This is a genomic window from Cyanobacterium sp. IPPAS B-1200, from assembly GCF_001747005.2.
GTDB lineage: Bacteria > Cyanobacteriota > Cyanobacteriia > Cyanobacteriales > Cyanobacteriaceae > Cyanobacterium.
In genome coordinates this window covers 2444965-2465208 of sequence record NZ_CP182899.1, presented here as the reverse complement: position 1 = coordinate 2465208, position 20244 = coordinate 2444965, and the positions used below count along the sequence as shown (strand labels likewise).

At 38.1% G+C, this 20244-nt stretch carries 16 protein-coding genes and 1 pseudogene; 9 read left to right on the top strand and 8 right to left on the bottom strand.

What is annotated here, in order from left to right:
• The first annotated feature begins 48 nt into the window (after positions 1–48).
• The 4 genes from A5482_RS11440 (at position 49) to map (ending at position 4213) form a co-directional block, all read left to right on the top strand.
• Complete coding sequence (locus A5482_RS11440) at positions 49–411, top strand: response regulator (protein WP_069789864.1); 363 nt, start codon at positions 49–51, stop codon at positions 409–411.
• 28 nt (positions 412–439) lie between these two features.
• On the top strand, positions 440–2233 hold the full coding sequence (locus A5482_RS11435; protein WP_069789865.1) for a SpoIIE family protein phosphatase: 1794 nt from the start codon (positions 440–442) through the stop codon (positions 2231–2233).
• A 153-nt stretch (positions 2234–2386) separates the two neighbouring features.
• The gene (locus A5482_RS11430; RefSeq protein WP_069789866.1) at positions 2387–3259 is read left to right on the top strand and encodes an S-methyl-5'-thioadenosine phosphorylase; all 873 of its coding nucleotides are present in this window, start codon (positions 2387–2389) and stop codon (positions 3257–3259) included.
• 117 nt (positions 3260–3376) lie between these two features.
• Positions 3377–4213, top strand: a complete 837-nt coding sequence (gene map, locus A5482_RS11425; RefSeq protein ID WP_069789867.1) for a type I methionyl aminopeptidase — start codon at positions 3377–3379, stop codon at positions 4211–4213.
• 44 nt (positions 4214–4257) lie between these two features.
• On the opposite strand, the gene A5482_RS11420 is transcribed toward map, so the two are convergent.
• Positions 4258–5787, bottom strand: a complete 1530-nt coding sequence (locus A5482_RS11420) for an NAD(P)/FAD-dependent oxidoreductase (RefSeq protein WP_069789871.1) — start codon at positions 5785–5787, stop codon at positions 4258–4260.
• Between the two features lie 208 nt (positions 5788–5995).
• Between A5482_RS11420 and A5482_RS11415 the strand changes: the two genes are divergently transcribed.
• Positions 5996–7303: an NF041680 family putative transposase gene (locus A5482_RS11415; protein ID WP_446684748.1), complete on the top strand. Its 1308-nt coding sequence runs from the start codon at positions 5996–5998 to the stop codon at positions 7301–7303.
• Between the two features lie 112 nt (positions 7304–7415).
• Here A5482_RS11415 and A5482_RS11410 read toward each other — a convergent pair.
• The 3 genes and pseudogenes from A5482_RS11410 to lipA form a co-directional block, all read right to left on the bottom strand.
• Positions 7416–7632: pseudogene (locus A5482_RS11410) on the bottom strand (type II toxin-antitoxin system HicB family antitoxin).
• Between the two features lie 237 nt (positions 7633–7869).
• A complete protein-coding gene (locus A5482_RS11405; RefSeq protein ID WP_069789380.1) occupies positions 7870–8367 on the bottom strand; it encodes a hypothetical protein in 498 nt (165 codons plus the stop codon).
• Between the two features lie 30 nt (positions 8368–8397).
• Positions 8398–9279: a lipoyl synthase gene (gene lipA / locus A5482_RS11400; protein WP_069789379.1), complete on the bottom strand. Its 882-nt coding sequence runs from the start codon at positions 9277–9279 to the stop codon at positions 8398–8400.
• 252 nt (positions 9280–9531) lie between these two features.
• On the opposite strand from lipA, the gene A5482_RS11395 reads away from it, so the two are divergent.
• Positions 9532–10863 (top strand): FAD-binding oxidoreductase, encoded by a 1332-nt coding sequence (locus tag A5482_RS11395; protein WP_069789378.1) that lies wholly within the window; start codon positions 9532–9534, stop codon positions 10861–10863.
• Positions 10864–10948: 85 nt separating this feature from the next.
• Entirely contained in the window at positions 10949–13087 is a 2139-nt protein-coding gene (locus A5482_RS11390) for a caspase family protein (RefSeq protein ID WP_069789377.1), read from the top strand.
• Positions 13088–13112: 25 nt separating this feature from the next.
• Here A5482_RS11390 and dnaX read toward each other — a convergent pair whose 3' ends face one another.
• Complete coding sequence (gene dnaX, locus A5482_RS11385) at positions 13113–15395, bottom strand: DNA polymerase III subunit gamma/tau (RefSeq protein ID WP_069789376.1); 2283 nt, start codon at positions 15393–15395, stop codon at positions 13113–13115.
• Positions 15396–15580: 185 nt separating this feature from the next.
• On the opposite strand from dnaX, the gene A5482_RS11380 reads away from it, so the two are divergent.
• Positions 15581–16699 carry a tetratricopeptide repeat protein gene (locus A5482_RS11380; protein WP_069789375.1) on the top strand — a complete coding sequence of 373 codons (1119 nt, stop codon included), beginning with the start codon at positions 15581–15583 and terminating at the stop codon, positions 16697–16699.
• Positions 16692–17402: a RibD family protein gene (locus A5482_RS11375; protein ID WP_069789374.1), complete on the top strand. Its 711-nt coding sequence runs from the start codon at positions 16692–16694 to the stop codon at positions 17400–17402. The genes A5482_RS11380 and A5482_RS11375 overlap by 8 nt, the downstream gene beginning before the upstream one ends.
• On the opposite strand, the gene cysE is transcribed toward A5482_RS11375, so the two are convergent.
• The 3 genes from cysE to A5482_RS11360 form a co-directional block, all read right to left on the bottom strand.
• A complete protein-coding gene (cysE, locus tag A5482_RS11370) occupies positions 17386–18042 on the bottom strand; it encodes a serine O-acetyltransferase (RefSeq protein ID WP_069789373.1) in 657 nt (218 codons plus the stop codon). The genes A5482_RS11375 and cysE overlap by 17 nt on opposite strands.
• A gap of 81 nt (positions 18043–18123) precedes the next feature.
• Positions 18124–18957: a hypothetical protein gene (locus tag A5482_RS11365; protein WP_446684765.1), complete on the bottom strand. Its 834-nt coding sequence runs from the start codon at positions 18955–18957 to the stop codon at positions 18124–18126.
• 123 nt (positions 18958–19080) lie between these two features.
• Positions 19081–20241 (bottom strand): LptF/LptG family permease, encoded by a 1161-nt coding sequence (locus A5482_RS11360; RefSeq protein ID WP_069789371.1) that lies wholly within the window; start codon positions 20239–20241, stop codon positions 19081–19083.
• Positions 20242–20244: the final 3 nt, after the last annotated feature.

The following is a 20244-nucleotide window of genomic DNA, read 5'->3' as shown; positions in this document are numbered from 1 at the left end:
AATATTACATAACATTAATTTTTTTTTACAACCTATTTAATAAAATTTATGCACAAAATTCTATTAGTTGAAGATAATGAAATGAATAGAGATATGCTTTCCCGTCGTCTTAAACGCAAAGGCTATGAGATTATTATTGCTGTAGATGGAGGAGAGGGGATCGCAAAAGCTATTTCAGAAAAACCAGACCTAATCCTCATGGATATGAGTTTGCCTGTGATGGACGGCTGGACAGCCACAGAGCATCTCAAGCAAAAAGAGGAAACGAAAATGACTCCCATCATTGCTCTGACTGCCCATGCCATGGCAGGAGACTATGAAAGAGCGATGAAAGCAGGGTGTGATGATTATGATACAAAACCCATTGAACTACCCCGTTTATTGAGTAAAATCAAGGCTTTTTTAGATTAGAATAACAGCTTAAAATTGTGACAAAAAAATGAGTAAAATATCTAAACATATTAAAGAAATTACTGAACTTAATCCTTCCATTATTGCTAATCTTCGTCATGATTTAAGAACCCCTATTAATGCCATTTTAGGATATAGCGAAATGTTGCTCGAAGATTTGAGCGAGTTAGAAGAAGAACAAGAGATTACTCTTAATCAACCAATAATAAAGCAACTAAGCATAATTCAAAGAAATGGAAAGGAAATTTTATCCATTATCAACCAACTATTAAAACAGGAAAATCAATCCTTTACAAAAGAAGATTTTTCTCAAAAAATGTCTCTACTTAGAGCAAATACAGATCCCTTAATTGCTATTATTGAAAACAGCTGTGAACTGATAAAAGCTGACGAAAACAACAATAAAGAAGACTTTGCCAAAGACTTAGAAAGGATCTATAAATCATCCATCCGTCTAAAAAACTTTTTAATTGACTTGGAAAGGTTTGAGTTTATTATTCCAGTGGAAAATCCTGACGACATCAGTAATATTCCGATTCAAGAATTTGTAGATACCCGACACCCAAAAATAGTAAAGATAGCAAAAAAACAACCTATTACAGGGCATATTCTCGCCGTTGACGACAACGAAAACAACCGAGAATTACTATACAGTCAATTGACCAGAGAAGGTTATGCTGTTAGTACCGCCATAAACGGTAAACAAGCCCTAGAAATGATTGCCCAAAAAGAGTATGACCTCATTCTACTTGATTTATTAATGCCCGAAATAGACGGTTATCAAGTCTTAGAAACCCTCAAACAAGATCCTCAAAAAAAATATATCCCCGTCATCATGATTTCTGCCCTTGATGAAATGGATAACGTCATTCGCTGCATTGAAATAGGTGCCGAAGACTATCTACCCAAACCCTTCAACAAAGTTTTATTACGTGCTAGGATAGAAGCATCCTTGGAAAAAAAGAACCTGCGCGATAGAGAAATTCAATACTTAGAGAAATTAAACAAAGAATTGGAGAAAGGTAGGGAAGTGCAACTTAACTTTTTACCCTCCCAACCTCTAAAAATAACCAACTGGGAGATAGCCACCTTCTTTAAACCAGCCCGGCAAGTAGCAGGAGATTTTTATGATACTTTTACCTTACCCAACGGTAATACCGTTTTAGTTTTAGCTGATGTCTGCGATAAAGGAGTTGGGGCAGCTCTATTTATGGGACTTTTCCGTAGCTTAATTCGCATTTTTACCCATCAACATCGCCTCGAAGGAGAAGCAAGAAATATTTTAGCTACTCATCAACCCTTAGAAACATCATGGATAGGAGAAGACGATGATATTAACCTCATTCATCTTAACGCTCTTCAAGCCGTGAGTATTACTAATAACTATATTGCTAACAACCACGGAGACTTGGGAATGTTTGCTACCATGTTTGTAGGTATTTTGAATCCTGAAAATGGCTTAATAACCTATATTAATGGTGGTCATGAGTCCCTCTATGTTAAAAATAGTGAGGGTAAAACTAAACTACTACTAAAATCTACTGGCCCGGCAGTAGGGATGATGCCAGGAATGAAATTTAATTTTAAACAATTTTATTTAGAGGTTGGAGATACTCTTTTCGGTAATACTGATGGTGTAACCGATGCCCGTACCATTGATAAAGAATTCTTTCGCACTAAGAGACTAGAGGATTTGCTAGATAAACCCTATGAATCCGTGGAAATATTAGTCAATACCATTAAAGACACAGTCATTAAACATATAGGAGAAGCAGATCAATTTGATGACCTTACTATGTTAGCAGTACGTCGTCTAGCTTAAGAACTTTTCACTTAGTGAAATAGATTGTAGTTTACTTTTGCTGCTAATTTTGGAGGAATTGAGTCGTTGTTTTAATACTTTTGTCAGTGACTATTAGGATTAAGCAAAAATTCTTGTAGAATATAACCTTAGATCCTCAAAATTTAATAGTAAATGGAAATAGTCAAAATTGGTATTATTGGCGGTAGTGGTTTATATAAAATGGAAGCCCTCGAAGACGTTACAGAAGTTAGTTTAGACACTCCTTTTGGTAAACCGTCTGACAATATCATCATCGGTACATTAGACGGTACTAGAGTAGCCTTTTTAGCTCGTCATGGTAGAAATCATCATCTACTACCTACCGAGTTACCTTTTCGGGCAAATATTCATGCCATGAAACAATTAGGAGTTGATTATATTATCTCCGCTTCCGCTGTTGGCTCATTACAAGCAGAAATAAAACCCCTTGATTTTGTAATACCTGACCAATTTATCGATCGCACTTCCCAACGTACTGCCACTTTTTTCGGAGAAGGCATTGTCGCCCACATTGGTTTTGGGAATCCCGTCTGTAAAAAATTAGGAGATACCCTCGCCCAAGCCATTAAAAAACTCAATTTTCCTGATGTTGACCTCCATCAAGGTGGTACTTATGTATGTATGGAAGGACCTGCTTTTTCTACCATTGCCGAATCAAATTTGTATCGTAGTTGGGGGGCGAGTATTATTGGTATGACCAATTTAACCGAAGCAAAACTGGCCAGAGAAGCAGAAATTGCTTACGCTACCCTTGCCCTTGTCACTGACTATGACTGTTGGAATCCAGACCATGACCATGTTACTGTGGAAACAGTGATTAATAACTTACATCAAAATGCCGCTAATGCCCAAAAAATCATTAGGGAAACGGTGAAGTTAGTCACAGCGAATCCCTTTGAATCCGAAGCCCATTCTGCCCTCAAAACTTCTATTTTTACTCCCCTAGATAAAGCCCCAGAGGCAACGAAACAAAAGTTATTACCTATACTCAAAAAATATCTTTAGGTAATGGATAATTGAGCATTGAGAATGAAGTCTTTTTACAACTTAATCTTTTGTATTTTTGATTAAAATTATTGCTCACCTAAACCAAAAATCATATTTAAATTCAGCAATACCATGATGAGAATTTTAAAAAATTTACTTTTTGCCAAGCCCAAAACCAAAGGATTACCCCCCATGGAAAAAACAGGTAAGGGTATTCAAATTAAAAATGAAGCGGAAATTGCAATTATGCGACAATCTGCCAAAATTGTGGCAATGGTATTAAAGGAAGTTGAAGAAATTACTCAGGCAGGAATGACGACGGCGGATTTAGATGAGTATGCAGAAAAACGCATTAGGGAAATGGGGGCGATTCCGAGTTTTAAGGGTTATCATGGTTTTCCTGCTTCCATTTGTGCTTGTATCAATGAAGAGGTTGTCCATGGTATCCCTAACCCGAAGAAGGTAATCAAGATGGGAGATATTGTGAAGGTTGATACGGGGGCTTTTTATGATGGTTTTCACGGGGATTCTTGTGTTACTTTTCCGGTGGGTAAGGTAAAGCGTAGTACCCGTAAACTGTTGGAAGTGGCGGAAACTGCTATGTATAAGGGCATTGAGCAGGTAAAAGCTGGTAATTATTTAATGGACATTGCTGAGGCGGTGCAAGATTATGTAGAAGCCCACGGTTATACGGTGGTGGAGAATTTTGTAGGCCATGGGGTAGGGCGAAAACTTCATGAAGAGCCTTCGGTGTTTAATGTGCGCACTGATGATTTACCGAATGTGCAGTTAAAAGCAGGGATGACTCTGGCTATTGAACCTATCATTAACGCTGGATCTAAGTATACCAGATTAATGGGCGATCGCTGGACGGTGGTGACAAAGGATAATCAGTTATCGGCCCAATTTGAACATACTGTGTTGGTTACCGACACTGGTTATGAAATCTTAACTGATCGCACTTTCATATAAATAGTAAGTATGTTTTAGAGGGGTTAAGAGTTATTTACCCCACTTTAGTTATCCTTTCCTGCCCCATATTTCCACATATCTAGGTAACGATGGTAATAGTATTTTTGTTGCTCATCCATTTTTAATTCCATGAATTTTAGGGAATTACCAAGGGGATATAAACCTGTAAAAAGCCCTAGGTTAGTAAAATGTTTAAACCAATCGGCGAAAACGGGTAAACCCACTTGGGGTAAAAGGGGTAAAACCAGAAGGGGATTAACGAGGGGTAAGGTTTTGGCTAATCCTGAAAATTTTACTACGTCTTGTAAAAATGGTTTTAAAACATCATCACCCATTTTATCCATCACTTTGAATACTCCACTCATTAAATCGTTGATTTGATTGGGGGAATAGGTTTTATCAATACCCACGCTCATGGTTTTTTGGAATAACCAAGTAACGGATATGTTGGGTTGATAGGGTTGAATTAGATGTAAGTCTTTTGGGCTTAAACTTTCGGTTTTTAGGGCTTCGTTGATGGCTTCATTCAGGCGGGGAAGATGACGCATCATGCTTCCAAAACCGCCAAAACTCACGGGGGATTGACTACCGCTACTGTCTCCGATGGCTAATATTCTTGACCATGGCATTTTCAGGGGGCTATTATTGTAGGAAGGGAAAAACCCGAATAGAAATCGTTTAAAGGCGATCGCCCCTAAGTCCACATTCTGATATTCTGGTAATAATCTAAGATATTCTTGGGTTAAATCCGTCAAACTAATTCTATCGGGGTGGGCATCCACATAGGTAAATAAATAGGTAGTGCGTCCATCTTTTGCAGGAAAAGCCTCCCAAAAATATTGACAACGATTTTGGATAGGGGAAATCGTTGCAATTAAATCTCCCGTATCATTTTTTTCAAATCCATCACCACAACTACCCACCACCAAACAAACCCCCTCCGCTTGTTGCCCTTCCCTTGCCTGTTTGGCAATGGGTGAAAAATGCCCCATGGCATCGATTAATAATCGGCTAATTATGACTTGATTATCTAACTCTATTTTTACGCCATTATCAAAAATATTTGCAGAAATAAAAGACGTTTTTTCTAATAAAAAACCGCCTAATTGTAAAAATTTATTCTTTACTTTTGCTAGTAATAATTTAGGACTAACACCAATATTTAAAACATCATTTATCCATAATTCATAACCCTGATAGAAACTAACCCTCGCAGGATTATATTCCGTAAATATTATTTCCTCTAACTCTTTTTCATTAAGCAAATCTAACTCTACTAAACAATTTAATTCATCTCGCGAAATATTCCATTCTTGTTCTCTACCTTGTAATATTCCCTTTTCAATGACTGCTACTTTATAGCCTTTTTTTCTAAGGGTTGTAGCTAAAAATATGCCTAAAGTACCTCCACAAATTACCACATCAAAATCGGTTTCATTAATAGATTCTTTTTGCTCATAAACTACCTTTTTTATAGTCTGATTACTATTACGAAAATTATGCCAAAATTGATCAGCAAATTTAAGATTTTTTTGATTATTTTCGAGAATATTTAAGTTCATAATTAAATTAATCAATATTTTTTTTACACAAGGAGTGTAAAGCCCTTGTTAGGTGAAAAATGAGTCACTAACTCTTAGATTTAATTTTAATAATAACAAAAAATTAATTTAAAACTTATAACTGTAGTTTAGACTAAATGGAAAGTGGAGCAAGGAAGGACAAGACATAAAAGAAAAATAGAGAGAAAATATAAATAAGCAAAAATAAAATCTTCTCTCTATGAACAAATATAGCAGACTGGAAAATTTCCGTCATGACACCTATGAAATGTTAGTCAAAGGTAAAGATGCCACTTTTCAATTGATGGATAGTGTTATGACCACGGAAAATGCTCGTAGTTTGGCAGATTTTTCTTTATCACCTTTTTTCCATCGGCAATGGTGTAGTACCTATGAAGCCATAAAAGATTGTCGTCCGAACAGCAACAAATTGATGAAACGATATATTCAAGAAATAGACACCTTAGAATATACATTACTAGGTATAGATCATACTCAGTGGAAGTTTGAAGATAGTCCCACCATGAAAGATAGAGGTTATCAATATTCTTCGTCATCCATCAATTCATCGGTCATAGGACAAGGATATAGCACCATCGCTTGGTTACCACCATTGAATGAGAAAGGAAGTTGGGCATTACCTTTAAGACATGAAAGAATCACATCCTTTGAAAATCCTCTGGGTAAAGCAACATGGCAACTAAGGCAAGTGTGTAGAAAATTGCCAGAAAATAAACCGAAATTGGTGGTGTTGGATTGTGAGTATGGCAATGGCAAATTTATTAAGCAAACCGCAGATATTGAAATCAGTAAGTTGATTAGAGTACGTTCTAATCTATGTCTTTATGGTAATCCTCCAGCCTATAGCGGTAGAGGCAGACCGAAAAAACATGGGGCAAAGTTGAAATTAAATCAATGTGACCATTTTCCCCATGCCCATGAAATATTAGAAATGGAAGACTCATCCCTAGGAACAATACGGATGAGTAAATGGAAAGAACTTCATTTCTACAATGCCCCTTCACAAAAGCTAACCCTGTTTAAAATTGAACGATTGAAGCAGAAAAAAACTGGTGCTTTACATCGCCCACTGTGGTTAATCTGGGTGGGAGAGCAATTTTTATCTTCTTCCAATATTTGGATTCAATACAGCCGACGATTTGGTGTGGACCACTGGTATCGTTTCGCCAAGCAAAGATTACATTGGACGTTACCCCATTTTCGCACCCCTGAGAGTTGTCAAAGGTGGAGCAATTTAATTGTCAATATTACTTGGCAGTTATGGTTATCCAAGGATTTAGTCAAAGAATATCATCTGCCATGGCAAAAACCTCAACAGAATTTAACCCCCGGAAGAGTGGCTCTGTCTATGACTTCATTATTGATGGACATTGGAAGTCCTACCCTTTCTCCTAAAAGTCGGGGAAAATCCCATGGCTGGCCTAAAGGTCGAAAAAGAAACAAAGCTAAAGTTTATCCTACGGTTAAAAAGCGTTTATCTAAGACTAAAAAAAGACCAAAAAAATAACTTTTAAGCCATTATTAAATTCATTTATAGCGTTTTTGAGCTAATCTTTGTTAGCTTACTTATTCTCTTACAATTTTTTCTTAGTCTAAACTACAGTTATAAAATATAGAAATTAAGTATATATTAAACGTCCTTTTGGCTGAGGAATTTCCCTTCCCAATTGTTGTGCCGTTTTAATCCATTCTTTTATAATAATTTCGGCATTACTTACTGCTTCTTGATATGTGTTTCCGTCTGCCATACATCCTGACTGATAATTCTGGCACCTCTACCACAAAACAATTATCTATTTCACTCCAATAAATAACTAATTTATATTTAATTGACATTATTTTCTCCTAGTTTATACTTAACAATTAAATTTCTAACTTGTTTTACTTGGTAGGCTTTTGCCTTCGTGCCATTAGGTTATAAGTTTAAAATTTCAATAATATTTTCCGTGTAAAAAAATATGATGACTACCTTTAATTCTCTCACTAAATCCTAATTTTTTGAGTAGACTACAAAAACTATCAAATTCGATATTATTATCAGAAGTAGCTCTGAGTATTGTTTCTAAAAGTTTGTCATATTTTCCCATAATTAGCTGGGCTAAAGTTTAATCGGTGGAGATGGGAAAAGAATTGATAGTCTTTGAAATGCTCATTGACAGAAAGATAGATAATTAAAGCCCCAAACATCCCCCACCATCTGAAAGTAGAAGCTAAAGCCAATCCTGCCAATTCTAAACGAGGAAATCCCCAGACGCCAAAGCCCAAAACATAGCTACCCATAATATTAAAACCCGTGGCGATGGTAACAATCCAAAAAATAGGACGGGCGTGGGATAGGGCAGAAACTACACCCATAACGATGCCACTGGTGGCTATCATGATAGAAAAAAAGGTAATGGAGGCTAATGCCCCAGCCGCCAAAATTTCGTTGCCCAAATGTCCCATCATCACAGTATCAGCGAATCCTGTGGTTAACTGTGCCACCTGCGCGCTGGCTAGGGGTATGGCTAGTTTTAGGAATGCCCTGATTTCTGTACGAATACCCAATTTTAGATGATTGGGAATGGTCATGTTAAAAAATCTCCAGTGTCCTTTATTTCTTTATTCCCCCGCATGGTATGAACTACGCACCAAAGGACCACTACGAACATGACTAAATCCCATTTTAAGGGCGATCGCCCCTAACTCGTCAAATTCTTCGGGAGTCCAGTATTTTTCCACAGGTAAATGAGCCAAAGATGGACGCATATATTGACCGATGGTAATGCGATCGCACTTTATACCGCGCAAATCCTCCAAAGTAGAGATAATCTCCTCTTTCGTTTCTCCCAAACCCAACATTAAACCCGATTTCGTGGGAATACTATCATCAAACTCCTTCACCAAATCCAAAACCCGCAACGAGCGCTCATACTTGCCCCCCCGACGCACAGGATTTTGTAACCGTGGCACTGTTTCCACATTGTGATTATAACAAGCAGGTTTTGCCCCCACCACCGTAGCCACCCTGAGCGCCTGTTGATTTTCCGCATCCTTCCCCGTACCAAAATCAGGAGTCAACACCTCAATTTGTGTCGTGGGGTTAACCTTCCTAACCTCATCCATCACCTTCACAAACCAACTTGCCCCTCCATCAGGCAAATCATCCCTCGCCACCGAAGTCAACACCACATAACGCAACCCTAATAATTTTACCGCTTCCGCCACCTTTCTTGGCTCATCAGGATCAAGATTCATAGGCACTTCTCCCTTATCCACCTGACAAAAAGCACAACTGCGGGTGCATATATGCCCCATCAACAAAAAAGTAGCGGTACCGTTAGCATAACATTCCCCACGATTGGGGCAACGTCCTTCTTCACAGATAGTATGAATTTCCCTTTGTTTAACAATTTTTTGCACCCGAGAAATTTCCGAGGCTTTACCAATGGGGGTTTTTAACCAGCTAGGCAAAGGTGCAGGAGATGAAACCCTTGAAGTCATAAATTTCCAAAAAACTACAAAGTTGTTGCGATATAGTTAATGTTAGCATATCTGTGGTAGCGATTATTTATGGTTTTTTGTGTTGTCTCGCAAAGTCACGAAGGCAAGAAAAGATTTTTAGATTTTGCTTAGGGGAGAAACTTTTAGCTTATTTGATGAAAAAGATGTGTGAAAAGGAGAGTTGTTAAGGTTATTATATAAGTATATATTTGCTATCAATCTTTAAGTTATTATTTTTTGTTTTTTATAAATATGTCCTCTATTAACTACCAAAATATTATCAATAAACTAGGCAGTATTAAAACAATAATTGACTCTGAACAGGTTAAGAAATTATCTCAGGATTACTATTATTTTAGCCCTATTTTATTAGATAAATTAGCAGATAAAACAGCTGATTTAGTAGTTCAACCTAGCAATGAAGAAGAAGTTTTAAAAGTTGCTCAAATCTGTGTAAAACACAAAATTCCTCTAACAGTAAGGGGCGCTGGTACAGGAAATTATGGGCAATGTATCCCTCTCCATGGTGGAATTGTCCTAGATATGACTGAAATGAGGCAAATTCATTGGATAAAAAATGGCTCTGCCTGTGTACAAGCGGGAGTAAAAATGGCAACCGTAGAAAGGGCAACCCGCAAGGAAGGATGGGAATTACGGATGATACCATCAACCTATAAAATCGCTACCATCGGGGGCTTTTTTGGAGGTGGTAGTGGGGGCATTGGTTCCATAAATTATGGACAATTGAGAGATAGGGGAAATCTTCACCGAGTAAAGGTTGTCACCCTTGAAGATGAGCCGAGAATTTTGGAACTAAAAGGAGATGAAACCAATCAAATTAATCATGCCTATGGTACTAATGGCATTATTACGGAACTAGAAATTCCCCTCGCTCCAGCTTATAATTGGTTAGATGTAATTATTACTTTTCCTAACTTTATGGACGCCGCAAAATTTGGACAAGAGTTAGGGGATAGTGATGGTATTATAAAGAGGTTAATTAGTGTCCATGCTAGTCCTATTCCCGAATATTTTACAGCTCTCAAAAACTACTTACCAAAGGGAGAAAGTTGTGCTTTATTAACAGTTAGTGAAAACTCTATAAATTCTTTATTAGAATTAGTAAAAGAATATCAAGGTAAAATCACTTATCAAGAAGATTTAGAGAAAAAAAATAGCCTTAATTTAATAGAATTTACTTGGAATCATACCACCTTTCATGCCCGTAATATTGACCCTAATATTACCTATCTACAAACCTTCTTTTTTAGCCTCGAAAAAGTAGAGCAAATGTACAAACACTTTGAGGATGAGGTAATGATACACCTCGAATTTATGAGGGTAGGAGGTAAAGCTATCCCTGCAGGATTGCAGTTGGTAAGATATACCAATGAAGAGCGATTGAACGAAATTATCCAGTATCACGAACAAAATGGGGCTTTTATTGCCAATCCCCATACCTATATATTAGAAGATGGAGGAAGAAAACACATTGAACCTGAGCAACTAAAATTTAAAAAAATGGTTGATCCTTATGGTTTAATGAATCAAGGTAAAATGAAGGCATGGACAGAAAATAGTTAATTTCTGGTAAGTGTAATCACTCCTCATAAATGAAAAGATTTAATTTTTGGAAATCAATCAAATATCAATTGCCTAACACCTAATTATGAAACTTAATCGACGTACTTTTTTACAGGGGGCTGGTTTAAGTATTGCCTCTTTGGGAGGTTTTTTTGGTGAGACAATTTTACCTCGACACGAGTTAAGCCGTTATGCCCAAGCCTTGGGGGCATCTGATTCCCGAAAGTTAGCCCTTTTGGTTGGTATCAACCAATATTCATCCACCAACAATAATCTACGGGGTTGTGTGACGGATGTTGATTTACAAAGGGAGTTGTTAGTTTCTCGTTTTGGTTTTAATCCGCAAGATATTGTAACTTTAACGAATAAGGAAGCGTCGAGAAAATCTATTTTGACGGCTTTTGAGGAGCATTTGGCAAAACAGGTAAGGGAGAATGATGTGGTTGTTTTCCATTTTAGTGGTTATGGACGACAGGTAAGATTGAATAATGGTGACAAAAGTTTAACAGAAAGTTTGATTACCTCTGGTAGTAGTTTCAAGGGCGATGGTGATAATGAAGATATTTTATTAGATAGTTTAATTAGTTTATTTCAATCTCTGAAAACCAGTCGTTATACGCTCATTTTGGATACTAGTTATCAACCTTTTGAGGTATCTACGTCAACTAAGTTATGGTTAAGGTCTTATCGCGGTGATAATATACCTGTTATTAGTAGTGAGGAGTTAGCTTTTAATAAGGAGATTAAACAAAAAAATAAAAGTTCTAATTCTTTGTTAAAAGGAAATAAGTCTGGGGGGACAATTTTTACTTCGGCGACAGAGGGATTAGCCACAGAAATTACTAGTAATAGTTTTAATGCGGGTTTATTTACTTACAGTTTAACTCATTCTTTATGGCAAAATGTTGCTCCTATTAATAATCTAATTTTGACAAAAAAAGTAGCGGCTAATATTGCTCTTATTAATGGCGAATTAAAATATACTAATGTTACTTTAGCTATCAAGAATGATCTTACTCCTTATTATATTCCAGCGGATGAAGAACATCATGGGGATACTGTTATAAAAAGTGTAAATAAAAATAATAATGTTGAGTTTGATTTAGTGGGTTTACCCTTATTAGTATTATTTAATTATGGGATAAATTCTTGTTTTTCGACAGAAATTGATCTTTCTCAAAATGTGGTAATTCAAGTTAATTCTTTGATAGGAAATAAGGCTAAAGGAGTCATTCTAAAAGGAATTAATAAGGTAGAAACTGGTTTAGTTTTACGGGAAGCGGTGAGGGTAATTCCTCGAGAAATTGATTTGATGGTAAGTTTGGATAGTAGTTTACAAAGAATTGAGAGGGTGGATGCTACTAGCGCTTTGACTTCTGTGGGGGATATTAAGGCGATTAATTTGGGAGATGCTTACGGGGATTGTATTTTAGGGAAGTTAACTTCTAATGGTAGTTATGGTTTATTTTCTCAGGCGGGGGTATTGTTACCTAATACCATGGCAAAAATTCCTAATGAGGCGGTTTCAACGGCGGTTAAAAGGTTAAGTAATCCTTTGAGGAATAAGTTGGCTCAAAAGTTAGTTAATTTGACTCTCAATGGTAATGCTTCTCGTTTACCTGTTCGGGTAGCGGTGGAATATTCTCAGAATAAACAGAATTATATTAGTTATCAAAAAACTTCTTATAGTTTACCGTTAGAGAATCAAAAATCTAATATAAAAACTACTCCTAATATTATCCAACAAAAACAATTAATTAATATTTCTGCTGGTTCTTCTTTTTCTATTTCTATTCATAATGAAAATGACTATGATCTTTACTATATAATAATTGGTTTTAATTCTTCGGGAAGGGCGATCGCCTATTTTTCCACGGAAAATGTCATGGTAAATGCCCAAGAAACTTTTGTAATTCCTAATGAAAAAAGTTCAATAAAATTAATAGATAATGGCAATCAAGGTATCGGAGAATTAATTATCATTTGCTCTCAATCTCCTTTTAATAATACTTTTAATGAACTATATAAAAACAGTAAAAATAGTTTAGAAGAAGAATCAGTAATTGTCCTTGAAAATCCTGTGGCTGTTGCCCAATCCATTCTTTTAGATTTACACGAAGGCAGTGGCATTACTCCCGATTTAGTACCTAATTTATCGGATGTTTATGCCTTAGATTTGAGTAACTGGGCAAGTTTTAACTTCGTTTATGAAATTGACAGTTAAAAAGGCTATAACAAAAAAACTAGGACTAAAAAGGTAAATCGTCATCATCTTCTATATCTAATTCAGGGCGATTAATTACTTTTATTTCTGGGGCTGGAATAATAAAAAGTGGTGATTCAACATCATCAATAATTTCACCGTTGACACTTTTAGCAAATTTTTCGGCAACTTGTTTTAGTTGGGCAGGAGATACCACCCTAACCATGTCATTATCAGCAACCACTGGCTGAGGTGTTAGGTTTATAACTTCTTCTTTTTCTTCTACCGATGGCGTTTTAATGGGAGGAGGAGGACTATATTCTACGATTTTTTCTACCGCAGGGGGTGGAGAGTTATCAGAGGATTTTTTTTTAGTTTCTTTTTCGTCCACCTGAAATACCAAATTAATGGATTTGCCTAAAACTTGACTGAAGGCTTTTTCCATGGCGGGTTGATGTTGTTTACTCAGTTTGAGGAAAATTTCTTTAATCACACCGATGGTAATTACAGTGCTTTGATAGTCGATGATACTACATTGTTGTAGGAGAAAACTTTTTGTCATCACGCTGTCAATGGTAGCTGCTACTTTTTCTTTTAATTCCTCTAGGGAAGTAAATTCAACGTTAGAGGTAATAGGGGCAGTTTGCGTTTCTGGGGGTGATGATTGTTGGGGTTCAATGGTTGGGGCTTGAGATTCTTTGGCTGGTGGGGGAGGAGGAGAAACAGTTTTTTGAGCGGTGGGGGCTGGGGATGAGGGTACAATGGGGGTTGGAGTAACTACGGCATTAGTTGTGGTAACTACTCTATTGGCGGAGGGAAGGAGGTTAAGGAGGGTAATTTCTAGCCAGAGGCGAGGTTGGGTTGTGTTTTTGATTTGAATTTCACTGTCTTTTAATTTTTTTTGCCCTTGAAGGATGGTTTCAATATGCCAATGTTGGGCAGTTTGACATAGTTTTTGCCATGTTTCTTCGGTGACGGTGACTAAATCCGATCGCCCCGGGGCTGTTTTTGCTATCAATAGGCTAAGATAAAAGTTAGCGAGGTTTTGTAGCAGTATTAAAGGTTCTCTACCCCTATCCAAGAGTTTGCGACATTGTACGATTACTGTTTCTGAATTGTCCGAGGCGATCGCATTTAACAACTCCAGTAAATCTTGCTCAGATACCGAACCCACCAAATCCCATACCTTTTGGGTGGTAATAGTACCTGATAACAAACTTAGTTGATCCAACAAACTCTCCGCATCCCTCATCCCTCCATTGGAAAGTTGTGCCACCAAACTCAGCGCCCCAGAATCGATGTCTATGGACTCCTCCGTGGCGATATACCCCAAATGTTTGACCATGGCATCAAGGGGGATACGACGATAATCAAACCGCTGACAACGGCTGATAATGGTGGGTAAAACCCTTTGAGGATCTGTGGTTGCTAAGACAAAAATTACCCTACTTGGTGGCTCTTCCAAGGTTTTTAAGAGGGCATTAAATGCCGCGGTACTAAGCATATGGCAATTATGAACCAATAAACCATTAGCAACAAAGTTATGATTATCTTCAACTTCTATGTCATAAACATTTTCTTTCCCTACAGCACTAATTTTCTCGATGACTTCTAAACTTGTATTCCATACTGTATTTGTAGATGAGATTTCCGCATCCACACTCACAGGGGATAGTATCTTCATTCCTTCTCGAAGTTCCTTTGCTTTTATCCATCCTTGCTGAGTTCTAACTAGGTGATTATCTGTACAGCGAATTTCCCTATTATGGGTTTTAATGGCTAAAGTTTCTTTTATTCCTTGATCTAACCATCTGACAACTTTTTTATATTCCCAGTTGCCTAATTTCTCATTATAGCTAAGGACTTTTTTACCTTTTATTTTGGGATTATCTAACCTCATCAATCCTTCATCGGTGATTATTTGGCTATCGCCCGTTAAACATTCATCTATCACATACACCTTATAACGACACTGCACGGGGGCAAACTGTACCCGCTCAATAATTTCCCTGATGTTGTCAACCCCCGTATTACTGGCCGCATCGATTTCAATGACATCAAGGGCCGAACCGTTGGTGATACTTACACAGGCTTCACACTTTCCGCAGGGAGTAGGGGTAGGTTTATCGGTAGCCATACAGTTTAATGATTTGGCTAAAATACGAGCGCTGGAGGTTTTTCCTGTACCCCTAGGACCACAAAATAGATAGGCAGGGGCTATCTTCTCCGATGTGAGGGCATTACTCAGAGTCTGGGCGATCGCATCTTGTCCTGCTAATTGGGCAAAGGTTTGGGGACGATATTTGTGGTGTAAAGGCTCGTAAGTCACGGCAATTATTATCTATGGGGAAAATGGTGAAATGGAGAATAGGGATTATATTTAGGGGCTACTCAATCAAGTTTAATGGTCTATTATTTTTATGTCTATGGTTTTATCCATTGTGTCGTCCATTGTCAATTGTTATCAGTTATTATTAAATATCAATAGAATAAGGGTTTTCGTTCTCAAAGGTAATGATTAACAAAATATGGCGTTGGGGTGCAAAAAAGGAAGAATTAGCACAGGATTATGACCAAGAAGAAGGGCAAGATTCCTCCCAAGAAAAAGGGTTTACCGATGATAAAACTTTGGAGTACCTTTTTAATCAATTATTAGAAGGGGTTGCCAAGGGATGGACGGAAAACCGCATCGAGAAATTTTTTCAAAATTTAGAACCAAAAAAAATCACCGTTGATAATTGGTTGATATGGTTACAAAAATATGGCGAAAGTTTAGTAAACTCTTTTGCCCCCCATTACACGATCGCATCAAGGATGGTAATTTTGGGAGAAAAAACTTCTTCTCTACCATTTTATCGTCCCGTGGGAGATTTAGCCCATGAGTTTGGCAATGAAATTTTGGCCAGAAAAGATGGCATTCAACTAGAGCCTATCAACGGGGATGGTGATGAGGATGAGTCTTCGGAAGCCAGTAGTTTGGCAGATTTATTAAAACTCCTTCAGGATGATGAAAATTTTGCAAGGAAAACTGCCCGTAAGTTGGGCTTAAAAAATCATGAGCCAGGCGCAATTATTGAAAAGCTAGTTAAGGCTAGTAGTTCTAGTAAGGAAATTCTTTTGGAGGTGGAATCCATTGCCATGGAAGAGGAGGAGGAAGAATTAGTTGATGTGCAGTGGGTTGAGCATTGGTTTAATGTGGGTTTGGAAAAGGCACAAAATGCAGATTTGGAAGGGGCGATCGCCTCTTGGGATAAAATAATAGAATTAGAGCCTAATTTGGGACAGGTATGGCACAATCGAGGTTGCGCCCTTGCTTATCTGGAAAGGTATGCCGAGGCTATCGAATCTTTTGACCATGCCCTTGATATAAATGTCAATGATTTGGAATCGTGGAATAGTCGGGGCAATGCTCTTTATAATTTGCAACAGTATCCCGAAGCCCTCATGAGTTGGGAAAGGGCGATCGGTATTCAACCCAATTATTTTATGGCATGGTACAACAAGGGCCGTGTTTTGGAAATTCTCGATCGCTACGCTGAAGCCCTAGAATGTTATCAACAGGTAAGTGCGATCGCCCCTGACTTTGAAGAAGTAAAACCGCACCTCCAAAACCTGAGAGAAATCAATGGCTAATCCCCTCCACATCACCGCCATCCTCGCCATGAGTGCCGATGGCAAAATCAGTACCGACAGCGAAAAACCAGCCCGATTCAGTAGCCCCCAAGACTTAGAACACCTAGAAGAACAAATATCCCTCTGTGATGCCATTATTTTCGGGGCAAATACCCTCAGAGCCTATGGAACCACCCTAACCATCAAACAAGCCCATCTCCTCGCCCAGCGAGAAGCTAGAAAACAAACCCCCCAACCCATCAACATTGTATGTTCTTCATCAGGAAAATTAGAAGATCATTATCGTTTTTTTGAACAACCCATTAAACGAATTTTATTAACCACAAAAGAAGGTAAAATAAACTGGCTAAATAGTATTAATCATACTGATAAAAAAATACTCTTTAATGAGTACATAATAACAAAAAATAATCAGCGGAAAATAGACTGGCAAGATACCTTCAACTACCTACAAAACATTAATATTAATCGTATAGGAATTTTGGGGGGAGGAGAACTAATAGCCTCCATCCTTGCCGAAAATCTCCTCGATGACCTTTGGTTAACCCTTTGCCCCGTCATCTTAGGAGGGAAAAAAGCCCCTACTCCAGTGGCAGGAGTTCATCTAAAATCACCAGTTCCCTTAGAATTAAAAGAGATTAAACAAATAGGAGAAGAACTTTTTTTACACTATCAAATTAAAAAAATTAACGATCAACCATAACCCCCTCTCTTTGTTTTAATTTCGTAATTTCTTGCTCCAAAGATTCAATTCTATCAATCAAACTTCTGATTACCGTTGCCTCAGAATCAGGTAAATTTCCATGCTCCAAAGGATTTACCTTCGCCCCAGAACGATAAACAATTCTCCCAGGAATACCCACCACCGTACACTCCGAAGGCACATCACGCAATACTACCGAACCAGCACCGATACGAACATTATTACCGATGGACAAATTACCCAACACCTTTGCCCCGGCACCCACCACCACATTTTCCCCGAGGGTAGGGTGACGTTTACCCGTATCCTTCCCTGTACCCCCAAGAGTTACGCCCTGATAAATTAGACAGTAATCCCCTAAGATAGCTGTTTCCCCGATGACAACCCCCATACCATGGTCGATGAATACACCATTGCCTAATTGTGCGCCTGGATGGATTTCAATACCTGTAAAAAATCTACCCAAATGAGACAAAAAACGAGGGATAAAAGGAATACCAAGACGATGTAACCGATGGGAAAGACGATGTAAAATAACTGCTTGTAAGCCAGGGTAGCATAATAAGACCTCTAACCAATTACGGGCGGCGGGATCTCGCTCAAAGATAATTTTGAAATCAGAAATGATTGATGATAGCACTTTATATTTATGGGGTAAAAATTTCTACTAGGTTTATTATCTCTTAGGTTGAACTCATCGGATGGAACGGTTTACCGAAACTTAAAAGGGAGATTGATTTGTTTGAGCGGGTCTATTGGATGGAATATTTACCCCCCCCTGATTGGGATTCACATTGACCCCTTGAGGAGTAGGAACCCAAGTATTAGCATTTCCATTAATGTTATTACCTACATTATAATTATTCTGAAGGGAAGGGGATTGATACATTTGCCCCCCTGAACTGGGGATGTTACTTTGGGGATTTTGGGAGCGATAAATATTGCTACTGGGGTTGTAGTTGCTCATGACATTGCCTACGGCCTGATTTAGAGGACTAGGGGTAACAGGAATCTGGGAAGACTGTCTTTGTTGATTGAATTCGGGGCTTAGTAGTCCTTGGTTAACCGCTCCACTACCGTCGCCCCCTGATGGTCTTACTTGGGGAGAAATACGAGGTAAGGACAAAACTTGATCGTATAAACGAGTTTGGTTATTTGTGTTGCGATCGCCACCTTCAATGGTATTCCTAGAGCCTAATATATCAAATTCTTTAATGTCTAGTTCCGATGTATCCCCATTATTGGGAGAGTTTTGAGGGGATGTTGATGGATTCTCATTAGTATTTTGTGATGTGGTTTCTGAAGTACCATTACCGTTAGCAGAATTTTCAACCCCGTTATTATTTTCTTCTAGTTCAACGGTTGCTCCTGTACTCGATGGGGGGGAGGCTTCTCGGCTACTTTGTCTAAATTGATCGTTGATTACGATTAATTGCCAAGCTACAATTCCGATGACCCCTAATCCTACGACCGCAGACAAGAATAATGGGTTTAGAAAAGTACCCATTCTTGATTTTAGATAGTCAGGGGAGTTTTTTCGAGAGGGAGATGCCATAATGAAAATACCAAATGATTGTCGGCACCTCTATTATATCATCATCTTTTGGACATGGAGTTTAACGAAATATCAATACAAAATTTCCACCCCTGCAACGTAAAAAAGTTAAGCGGTGGTGCTTTATTTGATATTCATGTAAAGAAGCCAACTTCCTAGGGTCAAACCGATAATATTACCCAACCATGCTCCCATAAAGGGGTTAAGAATCCCTGATATCGCTAAGGATTCTCCCATGAATGAAATAATGTAGTAGGCTAAAATTATGGCGATACAGATCCCAAAACTTTTGGCCTTTCCTGTATTTTGGGGGCGAATGCCTAGGGCAGAACCCATCATGGCGAAAACGATGCAGACAAAGGGTAAGGCGATTTTACTCTGAATTTTTACGGCTAGTTTACGGGCTTCATTTTGATTTCCCTCTAGTTTGGCTGTTTCTAGGTAACTTTGGGCTTGACTGATGCTCATTTCGTTATAACTTAGAGGACGATTGGCAAAGTCTAGGGGCGCTCGGGGGAGGGCTAGTTGTTGATGTTGGAAGCGCACTACATTTCTGGAACTACCGTCCGTTGCGATCGCATATATGGTGCCATTAAAAAAGTCCCAAATATTTTCACGAATATTCCATTCGGCTGTTTCAGCGGTTAAAACTTGATTTACTCCCTCCCTCGAAAAGTCGAGAATGGTAAGGTATTTCATTTGATTACCGTTAAATTCTTCGGCATAGAAAAGTCGAGCCAAACCATAATTCACTGAGCCATCATTGCTGACAATGTCTGCATATTCAGGATACAAAATATTTCTTTGGCTCAAGTTGGGTTGCACTTGATTGAGGGCTTGTTGCAAAGTAACAGCTGCTTGTCTGTTGGTGGAAGGGGTTACCACATCATTAATAAAAAATGTAATTCCCGTAATAGAAAGACTAAATATCAAGGCAGGGATGACTAACCTAAACAGATTAATGCCCACACTTCTAAGGGCGATAATTTCACTGTCGCTAGAAAGGCGACTGTAGGCCACCAGGGTAGCCAGAAGCAATGACATGGGAAAAGCAAGAACGATAAACTCTGGTACTCTGAGCAAAAAAATCTGAGCCGCTACTCCCACAAATAATCCTGATTCGGTAACTCGACGAATCAATTCAAATAATGTACCGATAGATAGTCCTAGGGCGGTAAATAAACCAATACCAAACAGGAATGGTATGATTATTTCTCCTAAAACATATTTATCCATCAGAGATATATGGAATTTTAGCGGTTGAGTTGTTTTTTTTTCTTCCATCAG